21 protein-coding genes and 1 pseudogene are annotated in these 20,751 nt (G+C 57.9%); 10 read left to right on the top strand and 12 right to left on the bottom strand.

Annotation, left to right across the window (positions count from 1 at the left end):
• Nucleotides 1-119: 119 nt before the first annotated feature.
• Nucleotides 120-1,184: pseudogene (locus P8014_RS16615) on the top strand (IS1182 family transposase); the annotation flags it as partial.
• Nucleotides 1,185-1,613: 429 nt separating this feature from the next.
• Here P8014_RS16615 and P8014_RS16610 read toward each other — a convergent pair.
• Together P8014_RS16610 and P8014_RS16605 are read right to left on the bottom strand one after the other, a co-directional pair.
• Nucleotides 1,614-1,958 carry a hypothetical protein gene (locus P8014_RS16610; protein ID WP_337818440.1) on the bottom strand — a complete coding sequence of 115 codons (345 nt, stop codon included), beginning with the start codon at nt 1,956-1,958 and terminating at the stop codon, nt 1,614-1,616.
• 37 nt (nt 1,959-1,995) lie between these two features.
• The gene (locus P8014_RS16605) at nt 1,996-2,400 is read right to left on the bottom strand and encodes a hypothetical protein (protein ID WP_337818439.1); all 405 of its coding nucleotides are present in this window, start codon (nt 2,398-2,400) and stop codon (nt 1,996-1,998) included.
• A gap of 737 nt (nt 2,401-3,137) precedes the next feature.
• On the opposite strand from P8014_RS16605, the gene P8014_RS16600 reads away from it, so the two are divergent.
• On the top strand, nt 3,138-3,422 hold the full coding sequence (locus P8014_RS16600; protein WP_337818438.1) for a hypothetical protein: 285 nt from the start codon (nt 3,138-3,140) through the stop codon (nt 3,420-3,422).
• A gap of 159 nt (nt 3,423-3,581) precedes the next feature.
• On the opposite strand, the gene P8014_RS16595 is transcribed toward P8014_RS16600, so the two are convergent.
• From P8014_RS16595 to P8014_RS16580, 4 genes are all read right to left on the bottom strand, one after another.
• A complete protein-coding gene (locus P8014_RS16595) occupies nt 3,582-4,199 on the bottom strand; it encodes an NAD(P)-binding domain-containing protein (RefSeq protein WP_337818437.1) in 618 nt (205 codons plus the stop codon).
• Nucleotides 4,157-4,504 (bottom strand): hypothetical protein, encoded by a 348-nt coding sequence (locus P8014_RS16590; protein WP_337818436.1) that lies wholly within the window; start codon nt 4,502-4,504, stop codon nt 4,157-4,159. Before P8014_RS16590 ends, P8014_RS16595 begins: the two co-directional genes overlap by 43 nt.
• Nucleotides 4,505-4,679: 175 nt before the next feature.
• Nucleotides 4,680-5,330 (bottom strand): hypothetical protein, encoded by a 651-nt coding sequence (locus P8014_RS16585; protein ID WP_337818435.1) that lies wholly within the window; start codon nt 5,328-5,330, stop codon nt 4,680-4,682.
• Nucleotides 5,276-5,899 (bottom strand): MFS transporter, encoded by a 624-nt coding sequence (locus P8014_RS16580; RefSeq protein WP_337818434.1) that lies wholly within the window; start codon nt 5,897-5,899, stop codon nt 5,276-5,278. Before P8014_RS16580 ends, P8014_RS16585 begins: the two co-directional genes overlap by 55 nt.
• A gap of 282 nt (nt 5,900-6,181) precedes the next feature.
• Between P8014_RS16580 and P8014_RS16575 the strand changes: the two genes are divergently transcribed.
• The gene (locus P8014_RS16575) at nt 6,182-7,102 is read left to right on the top strand and encodes a LysR family transcriptional regulator (protein ID WP_337818433.1); all 921 of its coding nucleotides are present in this window, start codon (nt 6,182-6,184) and stop codon (nt 7,100-7,102) included.
• A 141-nt stretch (nt 7,103-7,243) separates the two neighbouring features.
• Here P8014_RS16575 and gcvA read toward each other — a convergent pair whose 3' ends face one another.
• On the bottom strand, nt 7,244-8,155 hold the full coding sequence (gcvA, locus tag P8014_RS16570; protein WP_337818432.1) for a transcriptional regulator GcvA: 912 nt from the start codon (nt 8,153-8,155) through the stop codon (nt 7,244-7,246).
• Between the two features lie 132 nt (nt 8,156-8,287).
• On the opposite strand from gcvA, the gene P8014_RS16565 reads away from it, so the two are divergent.
• Nucleotides 8,288-9,493: a YbfB/YjiJ family MFS transporter gene (locus P8014_RS16565; RefSeq protein WP_337818431.1), complete on the top strand. Its 1,206-nt coding sequence runs from the start codon at nt 8,288-8,290 to the stop codon at nt 9,491-9,493.
• A gap of 561 nt (nt 9,494-10,054) precedes the next feature.
• Here the strand turns inward: P8014_RS16565 and P8014_RS16560 are convergent.
• Entirely contained in the window at nt 10,055-10,963 is a 909-nt protein-coding gene (locus tag P8014_RS16560) for a LysR family transcriptional regulator (RefSeq protein ID WP_337818430.1), read from the bottom strand.
• A 115-nt stretch (nt 10,964-11,078) separates the two neighbouring features.
• Between P8014_RS16560 and P8014_RS16555 the strand changes: the two genes are divergently transcribed.
• The gene (locus P8014_RS16555) at nt 11,079-11,717 is read left to right on the top strand and encodes a cysteine hydrolase (protein ID WP_337818429.1); all 639 of its coding nucleotides are present in this window, start codon (nt 11,079-11,081) and stop codon (nt 11,715-11,717) included.
• Between the two features lie 248 nt (nt 11,718-11,965).
• Here P8014_RS16555 and P8014_RS16550 read toward each other — a convergent pair whose 3' ends face one another.
• Nucleotides 11,966-12,538, bottom strand: a complete 573-nt coding sequence (locus tag P8014_RS16550; RefSeq protein WP_337818428.1) for a TetR family transcriptional regulator — start codon at nt 12,536-12,538, stop codon at nt 11,966-11,968.
• An 83-nt stretch (nt 12,539-12,621) separates the two neighbouring features.
• Between P8014_RS16550 and P8014_RS16545 the strand changes: the two genes are divergently transcribed.
• Nucleotides 12,622-13,803: an MFS transporter gene (locus P8014_RS16545; protein ID WP_337818427.1), complete on the top strand. Its 1,182-nt coding sequence runs from the start codon at nt 12,622-12,624 to the stop codon at nt 13,801-13,803.
• A gap of 140 nt (nt 13,804-13,943) precedes the next feature.
• On the opposite strand, the gene P8014_RS16540 is transcribed toward P8014_RS16545, so the two are convergent.
• Complete coding sequence (locus tag P8014_RS16540; protein ID WP_337818426.1) at nt 13,944-14,252, bottom strand: helix-turn-helix domain-containing protein; 309 nt, start codon at nt 14,250-14,252, stop codon at nt 13,944-13,946.
• 143 nt (nt 14,253-14,395) lie between these two features.
• On the opposite strand from P8014_RS16540, the gene P8014_RS16535 reads away from it, so the two are divergent.
• On the top strand, nt 14,396-15,145 hold the full coding sequence (locus P8014_RS16535; RefSeq protein WP_337818425.1) for an SDR family oxidoreductase: 750 nt from the start codon (nt 14,396-14,398) through the stop codon (nt 15,143-15,145).
• A gap of 320 nt (nt 15,146-15,465) precedes the next feature.
• Here P8014_RS16535 and rhtB read toward each other — a convergent pair whose 3' ends face one another.
• Both rhtB and P8014_RS16525 read right to left on the bottom strand, forming a co-directional pair.
• The gene (gene rhtB / locus P8014_RS16530) at nt 15,466-16,089 is read right to left on the bottom strand and encodes a homoserine/homoserine lactone efflux protein (RefSeq protein WP_337818424.1); all 624 of its coding nucleotides are present in this window, start codon (nt 16,087-16,089) and stop codon (nt 15,466-15,468) included.
• 124 nt (nt 16,090-16,213) lie between these two features.
• A complete protein-coding gene (locus tag P8014_RS16525; protein WP_337818423.1) occupies nt 16,214-17,386 on the bottom strand; it encodes an MFS transporter in 1,173 nt (390 codons plus the stop codon).
• A gap of 185 nt (nt 17,387-17,571) precedes the next feature.
• Here P8014_RS16525 and P8014_RS16520 point away from each other — a divergent pair, with 185 nt between their 5' ends.
• The 3 genes from P8014_RS16520 to P8014_RS16510 all read left to right on the top strand — a co-directional run bounded on the left by P8014_RS16520 (nt 17,572) and on the right by P8014_RS16510 (nt 20,509).
• Nucleotides 17,572-18,528, top strand: coding sequence for a helix-turn-helix domain-containing protein (locus tag P8014_RS16520; protein WP_337818422.1), 957 nt, complete (start codon nt 17,572-17,574; stop codon nt 18,526-18,528).
• 373 nt (nt 18,529-18,901) lie between these two features.
• Nucleotides 18,902-19,537, top strand: coding sequence for a helix-turn-helix transcriptional regulator (locus P8014_RS16515; protein ID WP_337818421.1), 636 nt, complete (start codon nt 18,902-18,904; stop codon nt 19,535-19,537).
• 15 nt (nt 19,538-19,552) lie between these two features.
• Nucleotides 19,553-20,509: a threo-3-hydroxy-L-aspartate ammonia-lyase gene (locus P8014_RS16510; RefSeq protein ID WP_337818420.1), complete on the top strand. Its 957-nt coding sequence runs from the start codon at nt 19,553-19,555 to the stop codon at nt 20,507-20,509.
• The last annotated feature ends 242 nt before the right edge of the window (nt 20,510-20,751 follow it).

Raw genomic sequence — 20,751 nt, 5'->3', positions numbered from 1 at the left:
CCCTGGGCTATATCCCGCCCGCAGAAGCTGAGGCAAACTACTATCGGCAACTCGGGCAGCCAATCCCCATTGCCGCTTAACTTAAACCCAACAGCCTCCGCGAAAACCGGGGCGGTTCATTCTGCCGATTGGGTTTGGAGGATGCGGTGCCGGACCACTCGACGTTTTCCAAGAACCGCCACGGACGCTTCCGCGACAACGATACCTTGCGCTTCGTGTTCGAGACCGTGCTGGCGCGCTGCCTGGCCGAGGGGTTGGTCGGCGGTGAAGGCTTTGCGATCGACGCCAGCGTGGTCAAGGCCGATGCCAGTCGTCAGCGGGGTGTTCCCGGTGTCGAGGCGCACTGGGACCCAGCGACGCCACTGAGCCGACCGGTATGCGAGTACCTGGAAGCACTGGATGCCGCAGAGGTGCCATCGCCTACACCGCCCAAGAATGTCTCATTGACCGATCCGGCGGCCCGCTGGACGGCTGCTCCGGGCGGTCCGGCGTTCTACGCCTACTCGACCAACTACCTGATCGACACCCAGACCGGCGTCATCCTGGACGTGGAAGCCACACCGGCACACCGTACCGAGGAGGTCGATAGCACTCGAACGATGATCGATCGCCTTGAGAATCGCTTCGAACTCAAGCCCTCGCACCTGATCGGCGATACCGCCTATGGGACCGCCGAGATACTGGGCTGGATGGTCGACGAGAAGGCCATCGAGCCACACGTACCCGTGTGGGACAAGACCGAACGCACGGACGGCACGTTATCGCGCTCTGACTTCGAGTGGCGCGAGCAGGACAACGAGTACCGCTGTCCGGAGGGCAAGGCACTACGTCCCCGACGGCGACAGTTCACCAAGCTGCAATCGACGGTCACCAAAGCCGGCACCGTCATCTATCGGGCCAGTGTGAACGACTGTCAGAACTGCCCGATGAAAGCGCGGTGTTGCCCCAACACGCCGATGCGCAAGATCGCCCGTTCGGTGCATGAGCACGCCCGTGATGTTGCACGGCAGGTGTCCAAGACACCACGCTACGCTCAGTCACGCCGGGATCGCAAAAAGGTCGAAATGCTGTTTGCACACCTCAAACGCATCCTGAAACTGGACCGGTTGAGGCTCCGAGGCCTCAGTGGTGCCCACGATGAGTTCCTGCTGGCCGCCACCGCACAAAACTTGCGAAGAATGGCCCTCGGGTTGGTGCCGAAAGCCAAGGAAGCAGGAACGAACAAAAGTCGTCAATGCTCGACTCTTGCTTTAATGTTTTGTTCTCCGTCCACAACTCGCGGACCGTATCGTCTTGGCTAACGATTGATGCGTAATAATCCCTAGTGCCGGGCTTAGGGTGGATCAAAACAAGCTTTACCTGATGGTCTGTGATTGCTCGTTGAAAAGCGCCGACGGTCATGATTTCAGCAGATGGTTTTAGGGTCAAAACAGGCTCATTCATTTTGTTTCTCCATATGGATTGGTGAAGTTAAAGGGTCGCGTTTGATGGCGCCCCGAATAAATATGGTAAGCAGCTCAAGCAACTTCATTTTTAGTGTCCAATCCACACGAAACAATAAAGCCCGGTCGTCCGGGCCTTAGGAACAAGGTGACAGGCTAATCCCGGAAGAGTCACTTGTTCGCTGTGTTGATTTTAGAGAAATTCGACTGCCAGTCCATAAAGAACACATGGGTTTTGAGATTGACCACGAAAACCTTGCCGCCCGCGATAGGCCGCCAGCACAGCGTTGGGCCCATCCGATAAGTTTGCCTACTCGCCGCCACACCTACCATCCAGCCTGACACCTTTGTCCCTTCCGGGTGCGCAACAGGACAGGGGTTAGTCCCAAGCGTTAGCATGGTGGTGCGGGTCAGTGCGTAGTATTCAATAGGGTGTTCCTTTGACACCAGCTTGCCGCCGTTATGAAGGAATTCATAAGCCGGCGCCGCCTGCGCCAATGACGGCATCAAAAGCAATATCATTATCCGGAGCATTGGTCGCATATCATCAGTCTCACAAGTCGCAAAGTTGTTTTAGTGTTTGGTCAACCCCTTTCCACTTGGGGTCTTCCGCCAACTGTTCAGGGCGAGGCAATCCACTCTTATCGCAGATTTTCTCAATGAGCGCGCGTATGTCGCGGGCCGCATCACGGCAGTCTGAAATCGTTGATTCAGCCCCTGTCGGCCCCTTAGACATTCGATCTCTGACCGCTTCGTAGTTCCCGTGAGCAATGAAGGTGTTTCTATCGTCGATGATGCGCTGGTAGCTCTTACGAGTTTTCTTTAGCTGCTCAGTCACGTCGCCCTGTTGACCCTTATCGTTGATTGTGTCCGTGATGGCGCGCAAGACGGTCATTTGCTTTGCTTCATTATCTAGCAATCTGGAAACGCACAGGATGCTGGAATCAAGCAGCAGCATTACTACCGTTTCAAAAAAATGCGGGCCAGCACTTGGATCGAACCGCCAGCAATATCTGACAGCCTCAATGGACGAGTAGTCTTGAATGTATCTCTCAAGCCAATGAAGCTGATTGCAGACGCTGGATAAGGATGCCGGTGGTTCGCGGGGGGTCATAGCGTCTTGACGATCTGGGGCTTGCCGTCGTCTGGAATCGGCTTCGGCTTGTACTCGGGCAGCCCCACGGGTTTCTTCTGAACGGGAGCCGCAGCCGGTCGAGCGGCAGGCCGGGCCGCTGCCGACTGTCTAGCCGCAGGCGCAGGCCGTGACGGCTGAGCAGCCGCCTGCGGCCCATCACCGGGCAGGGGCAACTGCTCCGGTGAATAGAGGTCGTCGGCGACCGCCTTACGCGCTCGCGCAACGAGCTGTCGGAATATCTCAGCGTCCTCTACGCCGACCGCTTCACGCAGCTTTGCGTGAATTGCTCGCCACCTGTAACCGGCGCGGCGAGCATGGTCGATGGCGTCTAGGTATGCGGCAATCTTCACTGTTTTTGGTAAGTCGTCCATCGGCGGCCCCCTCAATACAAAAGCAAGACACGTTCAATACAAGAACAAGAAAAAACTAAGACACATACAAGCTAATGTCTGAATCGCCACCATTTCTCTAGACAGTTTCTAGGCGCACAAGGATTCCTTAGATTCGGCCGTTTCGCATTCAGAAGCAGACAGTTATATGACGTGATCGGTTCAATATCAGTGCCCGCTTATGGCCGGCTGCTGCCTAGCGGGAACTTCGCGCGACTGGCCGCTGTCGGCATCGGTAACGACATGATCGCCAGGGAATGGAGAGCACGCTGCCCGCAGCGGCACAAGGCCGGATTCACCGAACATCTACGGCGCACCGGCGGGCACGATGCCGCGGCGACGCCTGGGTTCAGAGACGCCCAGATGCTCGTTCGCGATGCGGACGACGAGGTGTTCGAATTGCAACCGGACAACTCGATATCGCACTACGCGATGGCGGAGAATTTCCCGCGCTAGTTCGCCACTGCCGCAGTCACGACGGTTCGAATGCGAGCTCACCTCAGTACCACCGCTATGCCGCCGTGACGGAAGCAGATGCACTAGTTGCCTTCCCGGAAATCGAGAGGGCGAACACGCCGGCCTCCTGCACCAGCCCGAGCCGGCGACTGACAGGGTTCATGTGCCGCTATCCCCGCATAGATAGCGCCTGACGGCGTGCAATGCTGCGACTTCGGTGCCAGCCAAGCCGGCTGATAGGTAGAGTGAGGGTGGAAACTCCTCCGGGCTTGGAGCGGACAACGCCTCGCCCAGATGCCGAATGTCGTTCCAGCGCGGATGTCCGTACAGCATGTGCCGTTTGCCGTGTTCGCGGATCTGTTGGGGACTGTCGGACACGAGTCTGCGGTTTTCCACGGCCGCGAGCGGCAGTTCGTGGGCATCCCGGAATTTGGGCCCGACGGTGGTGACGTGTGCGGCGTTGCGCAGCCAGTCGGCTTCGACGACCGGTTCCGTGGCGTTGGTCGCCAGCACGACGATCTCGCACCCGCTCAGTGCTTCTTCCGGATCGTCGCATAGTTCGATCTCGATATCGGCCGTTGCCGCCAGGCGTTCCGCGAACCGTTCGCGGTGGTCGACGTGCCTGCTGTAGACGCGGATTTCGCGCAGTTCGCGACAGGCCAGAATGCCGAGCAATTGCGTTTCGGCCTGCGTGCCGGTGCCAATGACCGCGCATGAGTCGCTGGTGGCAGGTGTCAGTACGGCGACCGCGAGACCTCCGAGGATGCCGGTGCGCAATGCGCCGAGTCGCGTGCCGAAATACGCGCCTTCGAGACGTCCGGTGTCCGTGTTCCATGCCAGAACGGCCTGGTCGGTCCCGTTGCGATGCGCGGCGCGGCGCGGAAGGTTTCGTAGACGCGGAACCCGGCCAGATTCCCATACCCGCCGGTCGTGAAGACGAGTTTCCCGTTCGGGAAGTCGACGGCGTGCCTGGGAGGCGCCGTGCTCCGGCCCTGGAAATCGGCGACGACGCATTCGGCGATGCTGCGTTTCAGGTGCCGTATGGAAAATTTTTCCAGGTCGGTATCCGTGAAAATATCCATCGATGTCCTCTCATCGGGTGACGTTTCACAGCAGCCAGTCAGCTCGAATTACAGTCAAATTTTCCCATGCACACTATGTGGTTGAAACCTCCGAAATCGCTGATGCGATAAATCTCTGTCTCGCCGAGTTGTGCGCGTTTATTGCGGCGCGGCCGGCCACCGACTCAGCGCGCCTTTAGGTCGGCAACGAACGGCGTTTCGTAGAAAGACGATATAGATGAACCAACGCAGCAACCGCCATAAAGCCGCTCAGCACAGTGCCCAGGGACGCAGTGCGGTGCGGCAGTTCGCTCACGATCCATGTGCCTAGCGCAGCCCCGCCAATCTGTATGAAACCCACCAGACCGCTCGCCGTCCCCCCCAGGGTCTGATCTTCATGCACCGCTGCCGACATGGCCGAGCTGATATTGGCAGGCAATAACATGCCGTTTGTGAAAGCCATCAAGGTCACCAGGCTCAAGAACCACCCGATACCCATATGTCCCAATACGATGAGCAAGACGCAAACCGCCAAGTTGCCCAGCAAAGCGAAACCTATGATCGCATCGATAGTCAATGCACGTAGTAACCGTTTAAGTGCAAAGCTGCCAATCACGGAGCTCAGGCTTTGCGAGATATAGCAATAACCAATCAGCGCGGCCGTCAATCCGAATGATTTATAGATGTACGCCGAGTCCGACAGGTAGCCAAGCCAGTTCGAATACACGCAACCGATCACCAGGCAATAGCCGATGAAGTTCCCGATCCCCAGCAGACGGATATTCTTCAAGGCTAGCGCTTGCGGATGAAACGGCTTGAGGTCGCCCCTGTCCATGGTCTCGCCCATGAAAAAAATACGATCCCGAGCAGCACGCTACCGAACAAAACCGTGAAGGCCATGACGAAACGCCAGCCCAGGAGCTCTTGAACGTGCCCGCCGATCACCGGCGCTATCGCAGGACTCATCGCGACAAACGGTAGAACGATGCTGAAAACATGCGGTGACTCGCTCTTATCGAACATATCGGTGACGATGGTCCGCCCCATCACCAATCCAGCGCAGGCTCCCACGGCTTGGAAAAAGCGGAACAGCAACAACTGAGTGACGCTCGACGACAACACACAGCCAAGAGAAGCAGCAATGTATATCGTCAGCCCAGCGATCAAAACTCTTCTTCGTCCGAAGTGATCCGATATCGGCCCATAGAACAACTGAAAGACAGCCAAGCCCACGAGGTATACGGTGATCGTCTTTTGAATGACGCCGTAGTCCACGCCGAAGTAACTCGCCATGTACGGCATCGAGGGCAGATAGATGTCCGATGAAAAAATACCAATCATCGACATCATGACCATTGCCGCGATGAAGACGACAAACTGCGGCTTCGTGTCGGGTTTCTTGACTAACAGTGCCACACGCTTTTCTCCCATGTGGAGTGGCTATAGGGTAAACAATCCTTGAAGCGTTAAGCTGACCTAATGCGTCAGCGTCACCTCCCCTACGACTGACTTACCGGGACGGCAATCTGTCTTGCGGACGGACTGATAAGGCAGCTATGAGAGCATCGACATCTCGCATACGAATCGATAGTTCCTCATCGAGCCGCTTCGAAACGACATACTATTGGCGAATAGTAATTAGATATAGGATGTAAGAATCACAATTCGGTCGACTCAAATTCGTCAATCAGCGTCCTTATGAACAGCCCTGACCCTTTCCGCGGCATTACCGTCTTCCTACAGGTAGTGCAGGCAGGCAGCTTCACGTTGGCAGCCGAACGGCTGGACATGAGCAAGTCCGGCGTTGCCAAAAGCATCGGGCGCCTGGAGGCCTCGCTGGGCGTGCGACTGTTCCAACGCACCACGCGCCGACTGAGACTGACCGAAGAGGGTCAACGGTTCAGCGACGGCTGTCTCAAGGCACTAGCCGAGGTGGAAAATGCGCAGGCGCAAGCCAGAGCGCATACACAGGAACTGATGGGGCGAATGCGTATCGACCTTCCGGTGGTCTTCGGACGACGGTGGATTCTCCCCGCACTCCTGGAAATGGCTGATCGGCATCCGGCGCTCGAACTGGACGTGACCCTGAGCAATCGTTACGTCGATCTGGTGGAGGAAGGCATCGATCTGGTCATCCGGATAGGAACGCTGCAGGACAGTGCCACGCTGGTCGCCAAACGACTGGGCATACAGCACTCGGTATTGGTGGCTCACCCCGACTATCTGGCTCGGCACGGTACGCCCGAGACCGCGAACGACCTGCAACAGCATGCCTGCCTGACATTCGGCAGCGGCGGCAAGACGCAGCCCTGGCTTTTTCTCGACCGCCACGGTCGTCGCTATCCCTTAGCGATACGCAGACGCCTGGGGCTCAACCATACCGAAGCTATCCTGGACGCCGCGCTTGCTGGACACGGCATCGCCCTGCTGACGGATTGGCTAGTCGCCGAGGATTTGCGCGCAGGAAAACTGATGCGCGTGTTGCCGGAACTCCGAACCCAGTCATCTCCAATCAATGCGGTATGGCAAAAAAATCAACACCTCTCGGCGAAGGTGCGACATGTCGTGGACGCCTTGGCCAAACGTTTTTCTCCGCAGGCGCCTTGGCAAACCGCCTAAGACATGGTGTCTAGTAGCTATCGACGCAACCGCATCGCTTTACGGAAGCAGACACAGGAGCGATTTGTCGATCAGGCAGAACTGGATCCCGAGCAGCTTTGGTTTCGCGAAGCCTTTTGCTGCTTACCTCTTGATCGCAGATCAGCACGCACCTCCGTTTGCCTCATGCATAAGCCAATGCCGTAGCGCCTCGTGTGCTTCCGGGTCGCAGCGTAGAGGTTCGCGCCACACGAGAAACCAGCTGTCGGTATCTTCGATTTCGATATCAAACACGCGAATCAGACGATGCGCGGCCAAGTCTTCCTCCACCAGCGCCGAGCGGGCGAGCGCCACGCCCTGACCGGCGGCCGCTGCTTGTAGAACCAGAGCCGGGTCGTCGTAGATCGGTCCTCGCGCTGGTTCCGCATTATCAAGTCCAGCGGCGCGAAACCATGGCCGCCATTTTTGCCGTGGAACACGCAGCAGAACGACATCGAGCAAGTCGCGAGGTTCCCTCAGGGCGTGTCGGTCGATAAACGCCGGGCTAGCGACTGGGAAGACGAAGCTTTTCATCAGTCTCGTCGAAAGTAAGCCCGGCCACTGCCCTGAGCCATAACGGATCGCCAGATCGATACCGTCGCGATCGTCCAGAGTCGCGAGCGATGCTGTCGGTCGGATCGCGATCTCGACATCGAGGTGATCCGCCTGGAACTGCGCCAGTCTCGGTACCAACCACCGGGCGGCCAGCCCGGGCAGAATGCTGACATTCAACGGCCGTTGATGGTCATTGCTCCGAGGACGGGTGCGAGCGCTCTCGAACGCACTGGCCAGAATCTGAAGCCCCTGACGGACTTCGAGCACCAAGATTTGCCCCGCATCGGTCAGGATCATGCGATGGCCGTCGCGCACGAAAAGCTTTGCGCCGCGCAGATCACGTTCGAGTCGAGCGATGTGGTGACTGATCGCGCCATGGGTGAGCGAAAGTTCTTCTGCCGCCCGGCTGTAACTCAGATGCCGGGCGGCAGCCTCGAAGGCCCTGAGCGTCTGCAATGGAGGAAGATAGTCGATCAGCATCGTTAGTTTTGCTCACATATATGGTGAGTTGAATTCGTTTGAGCTGCGTTCGATTAGTCAATATAACTTAGCTGCAGAGCATTAAATACCGCATCCATTGATGTAAATTACTCACAGTTCTTAAGGCTGAATATGATCAGTTCGACACAGCGCCCGCAGCAGACCCCGAAAGCCACGCCCATTTGGGTCGTGATCGGTCTGGCAATGGGACCGACGGTTGCGCTTGGGTTGGCCCGTTTCGCCTACGCATTGCTATTGCCACCTATGCGTGCCGGACTCGGTTGGAGCTACGCAGCCGCCGGCGCGCTGAATACGGCAAACGCCGCAGGCTATTTGGTTGGCGCCCTCGCGGCAGCGGCATTCGGACGACGGTTCGGCGACAAGCGGGTTTTTGCCGTCAGCCTGCTGCTGACTGCTCTAGCGGTTGGAGCTTCCGGGTTGACGGCCGAGTTTTCCCGACAACTGGCGCTGCGGTTTGGCGCCGGCTTTACCGGTGCGCTGGCCTTTGTCGCCGGCGCTGGATTGACGGCCGCCGCGGCGCATGGTGGTGCACGCAGCCGCGCGCCCACTATCCTCGGTCTCTATTTCGCCGGTGGCGGTCTTGGCATCACGGCTTCGGCACTTGCCGTACCACCCTTGCTTGCGGCCTTCGGCTGGCGCGGCGGCTGGCTGGCGCTGGGCGGACTCTCGTTGCTGGCAACTATAATCGCATGGGCCGCCCTGGGCCGTGCCCCGCGGACCGCGAGCGCCGCGGGGAAACACGGTCATGGCAGCTGGTCCGTGCGCTTCATGGTACCCAAGCTGCTTGCCTACGGTCTGTTCGGCGCCGGCTACATCGCTTACATGACCTTCATCATCGCCTATCTGCGTAGCGCCGAGCAGTTCTCCGGGTTCGAGATTTCGGCCTTCTGGGCGGTACTCGGCATCGCCGCTATTCTCGCGGCCTTCGCCTGGGGACCTGTGCTGGGCAGACTGAAGGGCGGCTGGGGAACAACCGCGACCGTCGGCGTAGTTACGCTCGGAGCAGCCATGCCACTTATTTACGGCGGGATCGCCGGCGCCTTTCTATCGGCGATCCTGTTCGGTGGATCCTTTCTCGCGGTAGTCGCTGCAGTGAGTTCTTTCGGGCGCCGTGTCGCACCGCCGCATGCCTGGACGGCCGTAATCGGGGCGCTGACCGTGGCGTTCGGGATCGGTCAAAGCATCGGTCCCGTGCTGAGCGGCATGCTATCGGACGGCTCGGGAGGGGTGGCTACAGGGCTCTGGGTATCTGTTGCCATTCTGGCGGTAGCGTGCGTCGTCGCCGCAACCCAGCCGGAACCGAGAGAGCGGTCATAACCGAACGGAAAGCCGAATCAAACCGGCCTGATACCTTGGAAAATACGCGCCACACGCGAATAGCCCATAGTGAATGGCTCCTGGACGAGGTGGTAGTGCAAGGTTCGTGGATTCAGCCGCCGCCAACCGAGGAGCAGACCAGGCTGGCCGATGCGCAACGCGTTGAGGGCTGCCTGGTCGGCAATGGCGAGCGCAGCGGCATGTCGATGTGGTGACGCTGGCGCCGAATCTGTATACGCAGGGCGTTGGACCTATGCGGGCTCTCTCCGACATCACTACCGTGGCGCGCGTGGCGAGGAATACACCGGCCTGCCCCATCCACGCACGCCATCCGTATGTGGACGATTTGGCGTTCACGACGTTCTTTGGCTCACACCAAGACGTCATCGCCAAGGGCTTTGCCTGCAGCGGTCCGATGCGCCCTGGCGTGTTCCCTACTTGCCCATCGACCCGAAGGATTTGGACTGCACGACAACATCGTGCGTGCGAACCGGTCGTTCAAAGCGACCGGGTACAGATTAAGGACAATTTAAATTGAATCCGATCGTGGTGTCGCCGTAACTACAGTTGATTACTCAGACCTCGCACGAACGCCAAGAATTCTTGGATCGTTGATGATCTGTGCCGGTTATGGGAGTAAACCGCATAGAGCGGCGGACCATATGAAACGTACTCCTCCAACACCGTCACCAGAGTGCCGTTCTCAATAGCAGCCTTGACCATGAATCGCGGCAGTTGCGCGATCCCGCTCCCGGAGACGGCCGCGTCGAGTAACACCGGCCCGTGACCCGAACACAGTGGCCCCTGCGGCTCGATCTCGTATCGCTGCCCTTCCCGCTCAAATGTCCATCGTCGCAGGGTACCGTCTCGTGCCCGCAGATACCCTAAGCAGGCATGATCGGCCAATTGCTGCGGATGCGTCGGCGTGCCTCGGGCATGCAAATATCCTGGAGCCGCAACGGCGAGAAAAGGCATTTGTCCGATCAGATGCGCAACCAGGCGCGAATCCGGCGGTTCGCCTAAGCGAATCGCTATATCGAAGCGCTCCTCGACCAGATCGGGAATCCGATCGGTCAGCATCAGATCGACCTTGACCTCGGGGAACTGCCGCAGCCATTCACCCAACGACTTGGACAGGATGAACTCGCCGAAAGCGACTGGTGCGCTCACTCTCAGCGTTCCCCGCGGCTCTCCTCGAAGACTCGAAACCAACGTGCGCGCCGCTGCCGCCCTGTCCACCAGGTCTTTGCTCTGCGCATAGAACTCGGCGCCCTCCGGGCTCAACGTCACTGCACGCGGCGAGCGTTGAAATAAGCGTACGCCTAAATCACGCTCGAGACGCGTCATCGCCTTACTGACGGCAGATGGCGTTAGCCCCAGAACTCTGCCCGCGGCAGTGAACGAGCCCGCCTCGGCACAGCACACGAAAGCGTTCAGTCCGGTCAAAGGATCGTTATCCGAGCGGGCCATTTTGAACTCAATTCACAATAAAGATGGCGTAAACCCTATCACACACTAAACTAAGCTCGGACCTAGACTACCGGCTCCGACCAATCCTGAATCAAATTCAATTTTAGGAGCAAATATGTCTTCCATCGACAGTCTGCAACCACGTTCTGGACGCGCGGCACTTCTCATGATCGAATTCGTCAATGAATGGCTGGCCGATGACGGAAAGTTACGCTTTCTCATGGCTGACAATACAGCCGCATTGGACAGCTCTCTGTCCGCTGCGTGGCGGGTACTACACTCAGCCAGATCAAGTGCATTGCCCGTGTTTCATGCAACTCTCAAGTTTTCTCCAGACTACCGGGAACTAGGTACATGCGACTTCGGTTTACGCGGGGCTATCCGGCGCGGCGGTAGATTCAAAGCCACCGACGGAGGCTGTCAATTTCATCCTGACTTTACGCCCGCCTCTGGCGAGTTCGTGATTGAAGGGCGCAGTGGCGCCAGCGCCTTCGCCAACTCGAATTTGGACGGCTTGATGAGGGCCAACGGCATCACGCGCCTTTTCCTCGCCGGCTACGCCACGCACGTGTGTGTTGAATCAACGCTGCGGGCGGCTCACGACATGGGCTATGAACCCGTAGTCATCATTGATGCGACGGCGGCCTTCAGTGCAGCGCAACAGGACTATTTCATCGAGCATGTGGTACATCATTTCGGTCATCTGATATCGAGCGATACATTCGTCAATCTGGAAAACCGGAAAACCGGCTGAATGAAACTAGCGGCCGTCATAAATCGCCGCCTGAATCGCCAACGTTTCTTTAGAAGCAATCGAGCCAGCCTTTGTTTCTACATGTGACGACTACATAGAAGAAGCCGCTCAAATAACCACATCACAGAAGCGGTGATCGGCTACTTCTGGGCCGACTATCGCCACACAAGAACCCGTGCCAGTGACCGGCATTAGCCAGCAGTTTCCTTGACCTCGGTTCTCCGCACAACAACGCCTCATCACCAGTCTCAGCCCGTCAACAGTACAGCCCGCGCAAGACGATGCAGAAGCTCGCGTTGAGCCGTCTTGAACGCCTCCCGCTGATCCTCCGGAACGAGCATTCTCGCCAGTTGCGGCATGGTCGAAGGCCAGGCGGCGAGGCCGATCAGCGTCATCATTGCAGCCGCACTTTCAGCTTCTGTCTCGATTCTAAAAGCCCCCATTAAGGCACGCACGCGCTCCTGATAATGTTCTCGGCGTCTTTCTGCGTCAGGCACGGAATCCGAGCTGACCTGTAGTGCCTCCCACAACATCAAGCGGAGCAAGTCGGGAGACCGCACGTGGTTCTGGTGCAACCGCTCGACGATATCGTCGGCAGAAGCTCCCCACTCCCCTATCGTTTCGGCATGCGTGGCGAGCGTGTCGCTCATGACGGCCTCGAACAATCCATCTTTCGAGCCGTAATTTGCGTAGATCCGCTCCTTATTCATGCCCGACGCCTCTGCGATTCGGTTGACCCTGGCGCCGGCCAGACCGAACTCCGAAAATTCCGCTCTCGCCGCTTCGAGAATTTTGCGTCTTGTCGCATCCGCATCGCGCATAACTATCTCCCACTTGCCAACCAAACAGTTGGATGTATACCATCAACCGGACCCAACTATATGGTTGGAAAGGAGCGTACGCAATGCCGGAAACCCATTCCCGATCGACACGCGCAGAAATCCTCTTACTGACTCTCGCCCCAATTCTTGTCGTTGGGCAAATGTATGTCGTCATCCCCTTGTTCGTTTCGATGGGGATGAATTTCGGGCGTCCCGCTGCAGATCTTGTCGTCACCTCTAGCGCCTTTGGCATCCCCTATGCTTTCGCCGGCCTGATCGCTGGTCCACTCGCCGATGCATGGGGAGCGAAAAAGGTGATCGTCCTGTCCCTGTGCGCGACCGCATTTAGCACGCTGACGGTTGCATTCTCACCCAGTTATACCGGCTTGGTCGTAATGCGCGGGCTTCAGGGGATAACCGCCGGTTTTCTCTCAGCACCGGTATTCGCCTATATCGCGCGCGATTTGGAGGAGGATGTACGCGCCCTCGCGACCACCGCTGTCATGGCTGCTGCGTTGTCGTCGGCGATACTGATGCAACTGTACGGGCAGATCGTTGACGGGTTCTTTGGATGGCGATTCGTTTTTCTGAGCCTCGTACCCATGATTCTGTTCTCGGTATCCGCGGCCAACCGGCTGCTTGTGCGGTCCGCAACGAATGTCGACAGGCGCATCTTCAAAGCCGTTTTGACATTGCCTGGATTGCTTCGGCGGTGGCACCTGCTCGCCCTCTACGCCGCCGCCTTGACCCTGCTCGGCGGGTTCGTGGCGGTTTGGTCGGGGATCGCTCTTTACGGGCCTGAATATCTGCGGTCAGACCCAGCGCGGTTGTTCCTGCTGCGTGCCTCCGCGCTTCCGGTCATGGTGGCTATCCCATTCGTGGCCCTTCGATTAAGAAATCTTTCACCGCTCGTACGCATCGTCTCGGGGCTCGGCGTGGCAGCACTGTCACTCGGTGCAAGTGCATTCGCTACTAACAACGTGTTGGGATTCGCTTCGGGGCTGTCCGTCTGCGTAGCAGGCATCCTGATCGCGGCACCCGCGATCGTACAGGGCGTCATGCAAGCAGCTTCCGACGCGAGCGGCGCCGCCGTGTCTCTCTATACCTTCTCTATTTTCCTGGGGGCCAGTCTCGGCCCACAGTTCGCTGTCGTACTCGAACCCACCGGAATCGTTGGTCTGCTGCTGGGGACTGCGGTACTGTTCATGGCGGGGGCAATCTTCGGCGCGATGGGCGCCACGGGCACGAAAGCAGGACACCAATGATGCATTAGTGCCGATGGAGGAAAGCATGGGGACAGGTCTCGCTTTGTTGCATCGAGCCAGGATATTGGCGGCAGAATTCTCGCGTGTCGAAGCGAGGGTGACGTTGATCCCATATCCAACTGACATGCCGGGGCGGGTAGCTACGGAGTCCGGTTAATCATCGCACTGTGTTTCAGCATCCAGTCGGCAAGGGAATCCAGAGTCGGTTTCAACGTGCGACCAAGATCGGTGATCTCGTATTCGACACGCGGCGGCATTTCAGGGTAGACGGTCCGTATCACCAAGCCCTGTTTTTCGAACAGGCGTAAATGCCGGGTCAGTTCCTTTTGCGTAATGGGATGGGCCGCACGCTGAAGGGTGCCAAAGCGCATTGGCTCACCTTCGACAATCAGGCGATAGAGAATGGGAATTGCCCATTTGCCCGAGATGAGATTGACGAACTCAACCATTGGGCAGTGTTTGGGGACTGAGGCCTTATCTTCTCGATCTTTCGACATGCGTTTATTTGGTATCAAAAAGGTGCCTACTATACAAAGGGTACTAATGATCTGACAATCGCCTTCCCTAAGTGCATACCTGAAGGAGAAGCGGCATGGGGCGATTGGATGGCAAGTATGCGTTGATCACTGGCGGGACGAGTGGGATCGGTTTGGAGACGGCGCGTCAATTTTTGGCGGAAGGCGCAACGGTGGCTATCACAGGCCGCTCTACGGAAAGACTGGAGACTGCTGGACGTGAACTGAAAGGCAGCGTGCTGACTCTGCAGAGCAAATCCGGTGACGTTGTCGCGCAGGAAGCCTTGGCCGCCCGTCTGAGCGGAAGCTGGCCCCGATTGGATGTGCTTTTCATCAATGCCGGCGATGTGACGCACCGGCCAGTGGCGGATTGGGACGAGGCAACGTTCGATGCGTTGATGGCGGTGAATCTCAAGGGGCCGTTCTTTCTGATTCGCGCACTCTTGTCGCTGTTTCCTGAAGGAGCCTCGATCATCTTGTGTGGATCGGTTTCCGCCCATATCGGTCTGCCGCAGTCGAGCGTCTATGCGGCGAGCAAGGCGGGATTGCTTTCGCTTGCCCGAACCCTATCCGGAGAACTCAAGGAGCGGGGGATCCGCGTCAATGGCTTGAGCCCGGGACCTACTGAGACGCCGGCGCTCGGCAAGCTCGGTTTGGAGCGGGAGGCAGAAGCCGCGCTAAAAGCCGAGATTCGTCAATTGGTGCCGATTGGGCGGATGGGAACACCGACAGAACTCGCCAAAGCAGCCGTATTCCTTGCGTCCAACGAGTCGAGTTTCGTCGTGGGTACGGAGCTTCTGGTGGACGGTGGGGTCGGGAGCTTATGAGCCTATGTTACGTTGGCGTGTGAGTCGCCGTTTTTGTGCTCACGGCAAACCAAGACATGAGCGGACCAAGTGGTTTGTCATTCCGGCGCTGTTCCTGATCACGATCAGCATCATCGTGACGCAGCGTTCGAAGGCCGCTCGTATTTAAGCCTTGTGTGAGAGTCGAACAACATCGTTTTCATATCACCCGACCTGTAATGCTGATGACACGGTGTGCGTAAGTTATGGCTACTGCGACGGTAGAACTGCTCATAATCGATCAAGCGTGTTCATATGGCATAGATAGAGTCTACGGGAACCGCCCCAAACAATTCCAAGATTCAGTTCCTGGCCGGTTCCGCGGAAAGTAGCAGCGCCGCACCGATCAACGCAGAACCGGTCACTCTGTTCAGACGCATCACCGCACGTGGATTGGAAGTCATCTTGCGCAACCGCGACGCCAGGCTGCTATAGCCGGTCATTACCAGCATGTCCACCGCCAGCAAGGTACAACCGATTATCAGCAGCTGTGGCAAATGCGACTGCGCGGGATCTATGAACTGCGGCAACAGCGCGACCAGAAATACGGTCGCCTTCGGGTTGGTCAGATTCACCAGCACCGACTGCAGGAATGCCCGGCGTGGCTTGAACTCCACCGCTCCCGCATGCAGGGACATAGTGCCGCCCGCTCGCCAGCGGCCAATGCCTAACCAGATTAGATAAGCGACACCAAACCATTTGATGATATGAAATAACGTGTCGGATGTTGCGATCACGCTACCAAGTCCCACGCCCACGACCAGGATTTGTAGCGCAAATCCGACCTGCAAACCCAGTACCGCAAACACCGCGTTGCGCATGCCGTGATTCAAGCCATAACTCATCGAGGTAATCGCGCCGGCTCCCGGCGATAAGCTGATGAGCAAGGCGGTGGCCAGAAATGCGAGCCAAAGATTGAATGCCATGATGCGGTTCCCAAAGACGAAGTGAGGATTCAGGGCGAGCTGCTGAACTGTATCGAGACCAAGCCGGATCGGGGCTATGGATTTGTGATCGTAAGTTAAAAGCCTGCAGCGCCGTCAGCGTCATTTATCTGTCAATCAGCGATAGTCCGGCGACCGCTATGGAGCAGACAATTACTACGATCAATGCCGTTTGCATGCCCAGAGCCGAGCCGAGCAGCGGACCCAAAAAGCTGGCGAAAGCCAATGTGCCGAAGAGCAGGCCGAAAACGGAGTCGGCGTGCCCTTGTTCGACGACGTGCGCTGCCAGTGCGGGGAGTTTTCCTGCCAAACCACCGTAAGACAGCCCGACGAGCAGCGCATAGCTGGCCAGCAGAGTGGGATTCGGAAATTGCAGTGCGCAAAGCAACAGCAGAGCCGCGCAGGCATTCAACGCTAGCACGGCATCGCGGCTGAAGCGGGCGCTCCGCCAGTCCGCCAGCAGACCGAAACCGAAACGACCGACTCCGTTGCCGAATGCCATCATGGCGACGACAATGACGGCAAAACCGCGACCGAGTCCGTTCGCATGCACAAACTGACCGATGACGGCGAAAGACAAAGCACCCAGCGGCGCGGCCAACAGTACGCCACCAACGGCCAAAGCCAGTTTGCGGTGACGAAGTAGATGTGTGAGCGGAATGTGTGCGGATGCGCGTTTGCGCGGTGTCGGCCGCACATAGGGCAGACCGAACCAGACGATCCAGCCGAGTGTCGCATAGATGACGAGCAAGACGGCAAGAGCGACTCGCCAGCCCAGGTGGGCGTTGAGCGTGTCGAAGATTGGAGCGCTGACGATGGATGACAAACCGTACAGCGCCAGCAAAGCGCCGCCCAAGGCGCCGCGTCGCGCAGGATAGAGATCGCCGACAAAGGCTATACATGCAGCGGTCGAGAATCCCGCGCCGATGCCCAGCGCAAGAACGCTGTAGCCAAGCAAAAACGGCAAAGGCGCTGCCCAACCGATGCCAATCGCTCCACCTAGTGTGAAGAGAACAAGTGCATAAGCCAGCATCGTTTTTGGCGCTATACGTCCGAGCAGTCGCCCAGCGAGCATGACGGACGGGAAAAGCGCCAGCGGGGTTAGCGAGAAGGCAAGATTTAGCGTCGAATGTGTCCAGCCGGCCTGAATATGGATCGCCGGGGCGATGGCGCTCCAGGAATAGATCAGACCGAAGATAAACTGAAAAGGCATGAGGAGCGCCAGTGGTCGCCACGCGAATGTATTTCCAGTTTGTTGGTCTACTGAGGTGCTGTACACACGCTGCTCCTGAACTATGGCGTTATACGATGCCGATAGCGTAAACGGGCCGACAGTGACGGATTTGTCTCAGGCTGTAGCGTCTTCTTGCGTGTGGGTGAACTCGGTGAGAGTTGTCGCATCCAAACCGGAATAAGAGATCTGCAGCGATTGGTGGGGAGACCATGACATACGGATTGAACGGATTGCCGGGCACGCCCAACGCAGAACGCCTACCGATGGCAGCGAGAATGGCGCATTGGGAACGTCTTCTGGAGCGAACCTTTCTGCCCGGGCGGGTGCGCGGCGATCTGCAGGGGCAGATCGATCGCATCTTCCATCTTGAACGGATGCTCGTCGCCGAGTTATCGCTAGCGCCGCAGTCGATCGAGCACACCATGGGACACCTGCTGGCGTTCTCCGGCAAGAAGCAGACTACGGTGGTCGCGCATGTGGTGCTCGACGGCGCCGGCTTCGTCGAGCAGAACGGAACGCGGATTCCATTCACGACCGGGGATGTGACGTTTAGAAGCTTTTCTTCTCCCTCTGTCGTCGCGTTCACCGAACCAACACGGATTTATTCGATTCAACTGCCGGCCGAAGCCGTGGGATTGTCGCATCGGTCGGCTTACGCCTCCTCTGGGGCGATACCGAAGGTTGTTGGTGGTACGGGACCGAGTGCTCAGGCTGCACGACAGTTATTGCGCGGTTTGGCCGCGGACGCAACTTCGGCGCCGGAGCGCCTTTGTGCGCTGACGGCGGTGCCGTGGCTGATCGCTGGCGCTTACTACAGTGAGACCGGTCCGGATGACATGCTGCGCATGCCCAATCCTTCGCGCTGGCAGAGTACCTTGTCGTATATCGAACGACACCTGTTCGATCCTGACGCACTCTCTCCATCGACGTGCGCGGCAAGTGTTGGCATATCCACAGGCTATCTGCACAAACTGTTCTCGCAGCGTGGCTTGCGGTTCACTCAGCTGGTGTTGGACCGACGACTGGACGCGGCGCGCACGCTGTTGACCGATCCTGCTTATAGGACGCAACCGATAGCTTCCATCGCCTATCAATGCGGTTTTTCCAGCGCCGCGCATTTCAGCCGTGCGTTCAGCCGGCGTTTCGCTATGACGCCGAAGCAGTGCCGGAGCGGTTTGTTAGCGTAGACCATTGTTTCTTGCCGACGAGGTTGGGATTGTTGCGAGTAGTTACGCTGCTTCAGCCAAGTGTGCATCGCCACAGATAGTAGTACTTCGTCAAATCACCAGGGCAGTACGATCAGCCTTGGGTTCAAAGTAGATCCGCTGATTCAAGTACAGAACCCCATGCCTGTGTTTGCCATGGCTCCCATAAACACACCTCTTATTGACATAAATAATATCAACATAGTTAAATCATTTATGTCATCATGATTTTGCAGTCGACGATATCGATACGGGTTACTGTGAGTGGAGTGGACCAAGGAAGATGCCGATGAGATTGAGCCTCGATAATGCGCCGCGTATCGCAAGCGAAAACATCGATGCCGTACTCGACAGCTTGATCCACATCGCAGATTTGCTCGGTGGTTCGCTCGGCGCCCGTTATGAAATCGCCGTTCACGACCTACGTCGTGAGGAAGACTCCGTGGTGCATGTGGTCAATGGCCATGTCACCCAGCGCCAAGTCGGTCAAGGTATCCGCGATCTGCTCGGGGTGCTCAACGCGCCTGAGTTTGAGAATGGTGCGCTGCTCAATTACCAAGCGCCGGCATCGAGCCAAGACCGTACCATCCGCGCGTCCACTCAGGTGTATTTCGACGAATCCGACCAGCCTGTGCTGGCGCTGTGCATGAACGTGGACGTGACTGATCTGATTCATGCGCGGGACACGCTCTCGTCACTGGCCTTTCCCGATGCGGGCGGCGGTATGCGTCAACTCGTGCCGGGCGGCGGGGCGCGGGATATCGGCGCCGTACTCGACATGATGATCGACGAGGCGATCGAAGCCACCGGCAATCCGGTCGAAGCGATGACGAAAACGGACAAGCAGGCCGTGGTCCGCATGCTGGACCTGCGCGGCGCCTTCCATGTCAGACATGCCCATACGCATGTCGCCAAGGCCTTGAGGATCTCGAAGGAAAGCGTCTTTCGCTATCTGCAACAGGTCAAAGGCGATCCACCCGAAGCATTGTAGAGAAAGGACGTGCCCATGCTTGATCTCCCAACTTACGGCGATGTCGTGGCCGCTGCCCAGCGGCTTCAAGGTCACGCGCATCGCACGCCTGTGATGACATCGCGCACGATGAACGAAGAACTCGATGCCGAGGTGTTCTTCAAATGCGAAAACCTCCAACGTACGGGCGCCTTCAAATTTCGCGGCGCCTTCAATGCGCTGTCGAGACTCGATATACAACAGAAGCGCTCCGGCGTCGTCACCTACTCGTCGGGTAATCACGCGCAGGCGATCGCTTTGTCCGCCGCTTTACTCGGCATTCCCGCCACCATCGTCATGCCGCACGACGCGCCGGCGGCGAAGATCACTTCGACCCGCAGCTACGGCGGCAACGTGGTTCATTACGATCGCTATACCGAAGACCGTGAACAGATCGGACGCGACCTTGCCGAAAAGCATAGCCTGACTCTGATTCCGCCTTACGATCATCCTGACGTGATCGCCGGACAGGGGACGGTCGCGAAAGAGTTGTTTGAAGAGGTCGGTGAACTCGATGCGTTATTCGTCAGCCTGGGCGGTGGGGGATTGCTTTCAGGCTCGGCACTCACGACGCGTGCATTGTCGCCTCACTGCGCTGTTTATGGCGTCGAGCCAGAAGCAGGCAACGACGGTCAACATTCGTTCCGATCGGGCGCCATCGTGCATATCGACACGCCGAAAACCATCGCCGACGGCGCGCAGACGCAGCACCTCGGCGCCTACACCTTCGAAATCATCCGGCGCGACGTGGACGACATTCTGACGGTGACCGATGCACAACTCGCCGCTTGCATGGGTTTTTTCGCCAGACGCATGAAACTGCTGGTCGAGCCGGCTGGCTGTCTGGGCCTCGCGGCCGCGCGCGTCACGAAGGCATCGCTACGGGGGAAACGTATCGGCGTGATCGTCAGCGGCGGCAACGTTGATCTCGAACGCTTCTGTTCGTTGGTGTAAGTGACATGAGCATGGGTTTGCAAACAGGCGCGCAATCACAGCGCATCGGAGACGGTACAAAAAGGGATATTGGAGGCATTGAATCATTGGTATTCGTGAAGTGACACGACTTCGTTGATGATGGCCGAGGAAGGAAGCGTTGTCGGATTCCCCAGCTGGGGGAGGCATCTTCGGTATGCTCGGAGACGCATTCCCTGTCGAATTATGAATCAGCGCGAATTTCGTGTGAACGCAGGCAGCGT

The sequence above is a fragment of the Acidihalobacter sp. genome, assembly GCF_037381185.1.
Classification (GTDB): Bacteria; Pseudomonadota; Gammaproteobacteria; order DSM-5130; family Acidihalobacteraceae; genus Acidihalobacter_A.
This window is presented reverse-complemented; position numbering and strand designations above follow the sequence as displayed.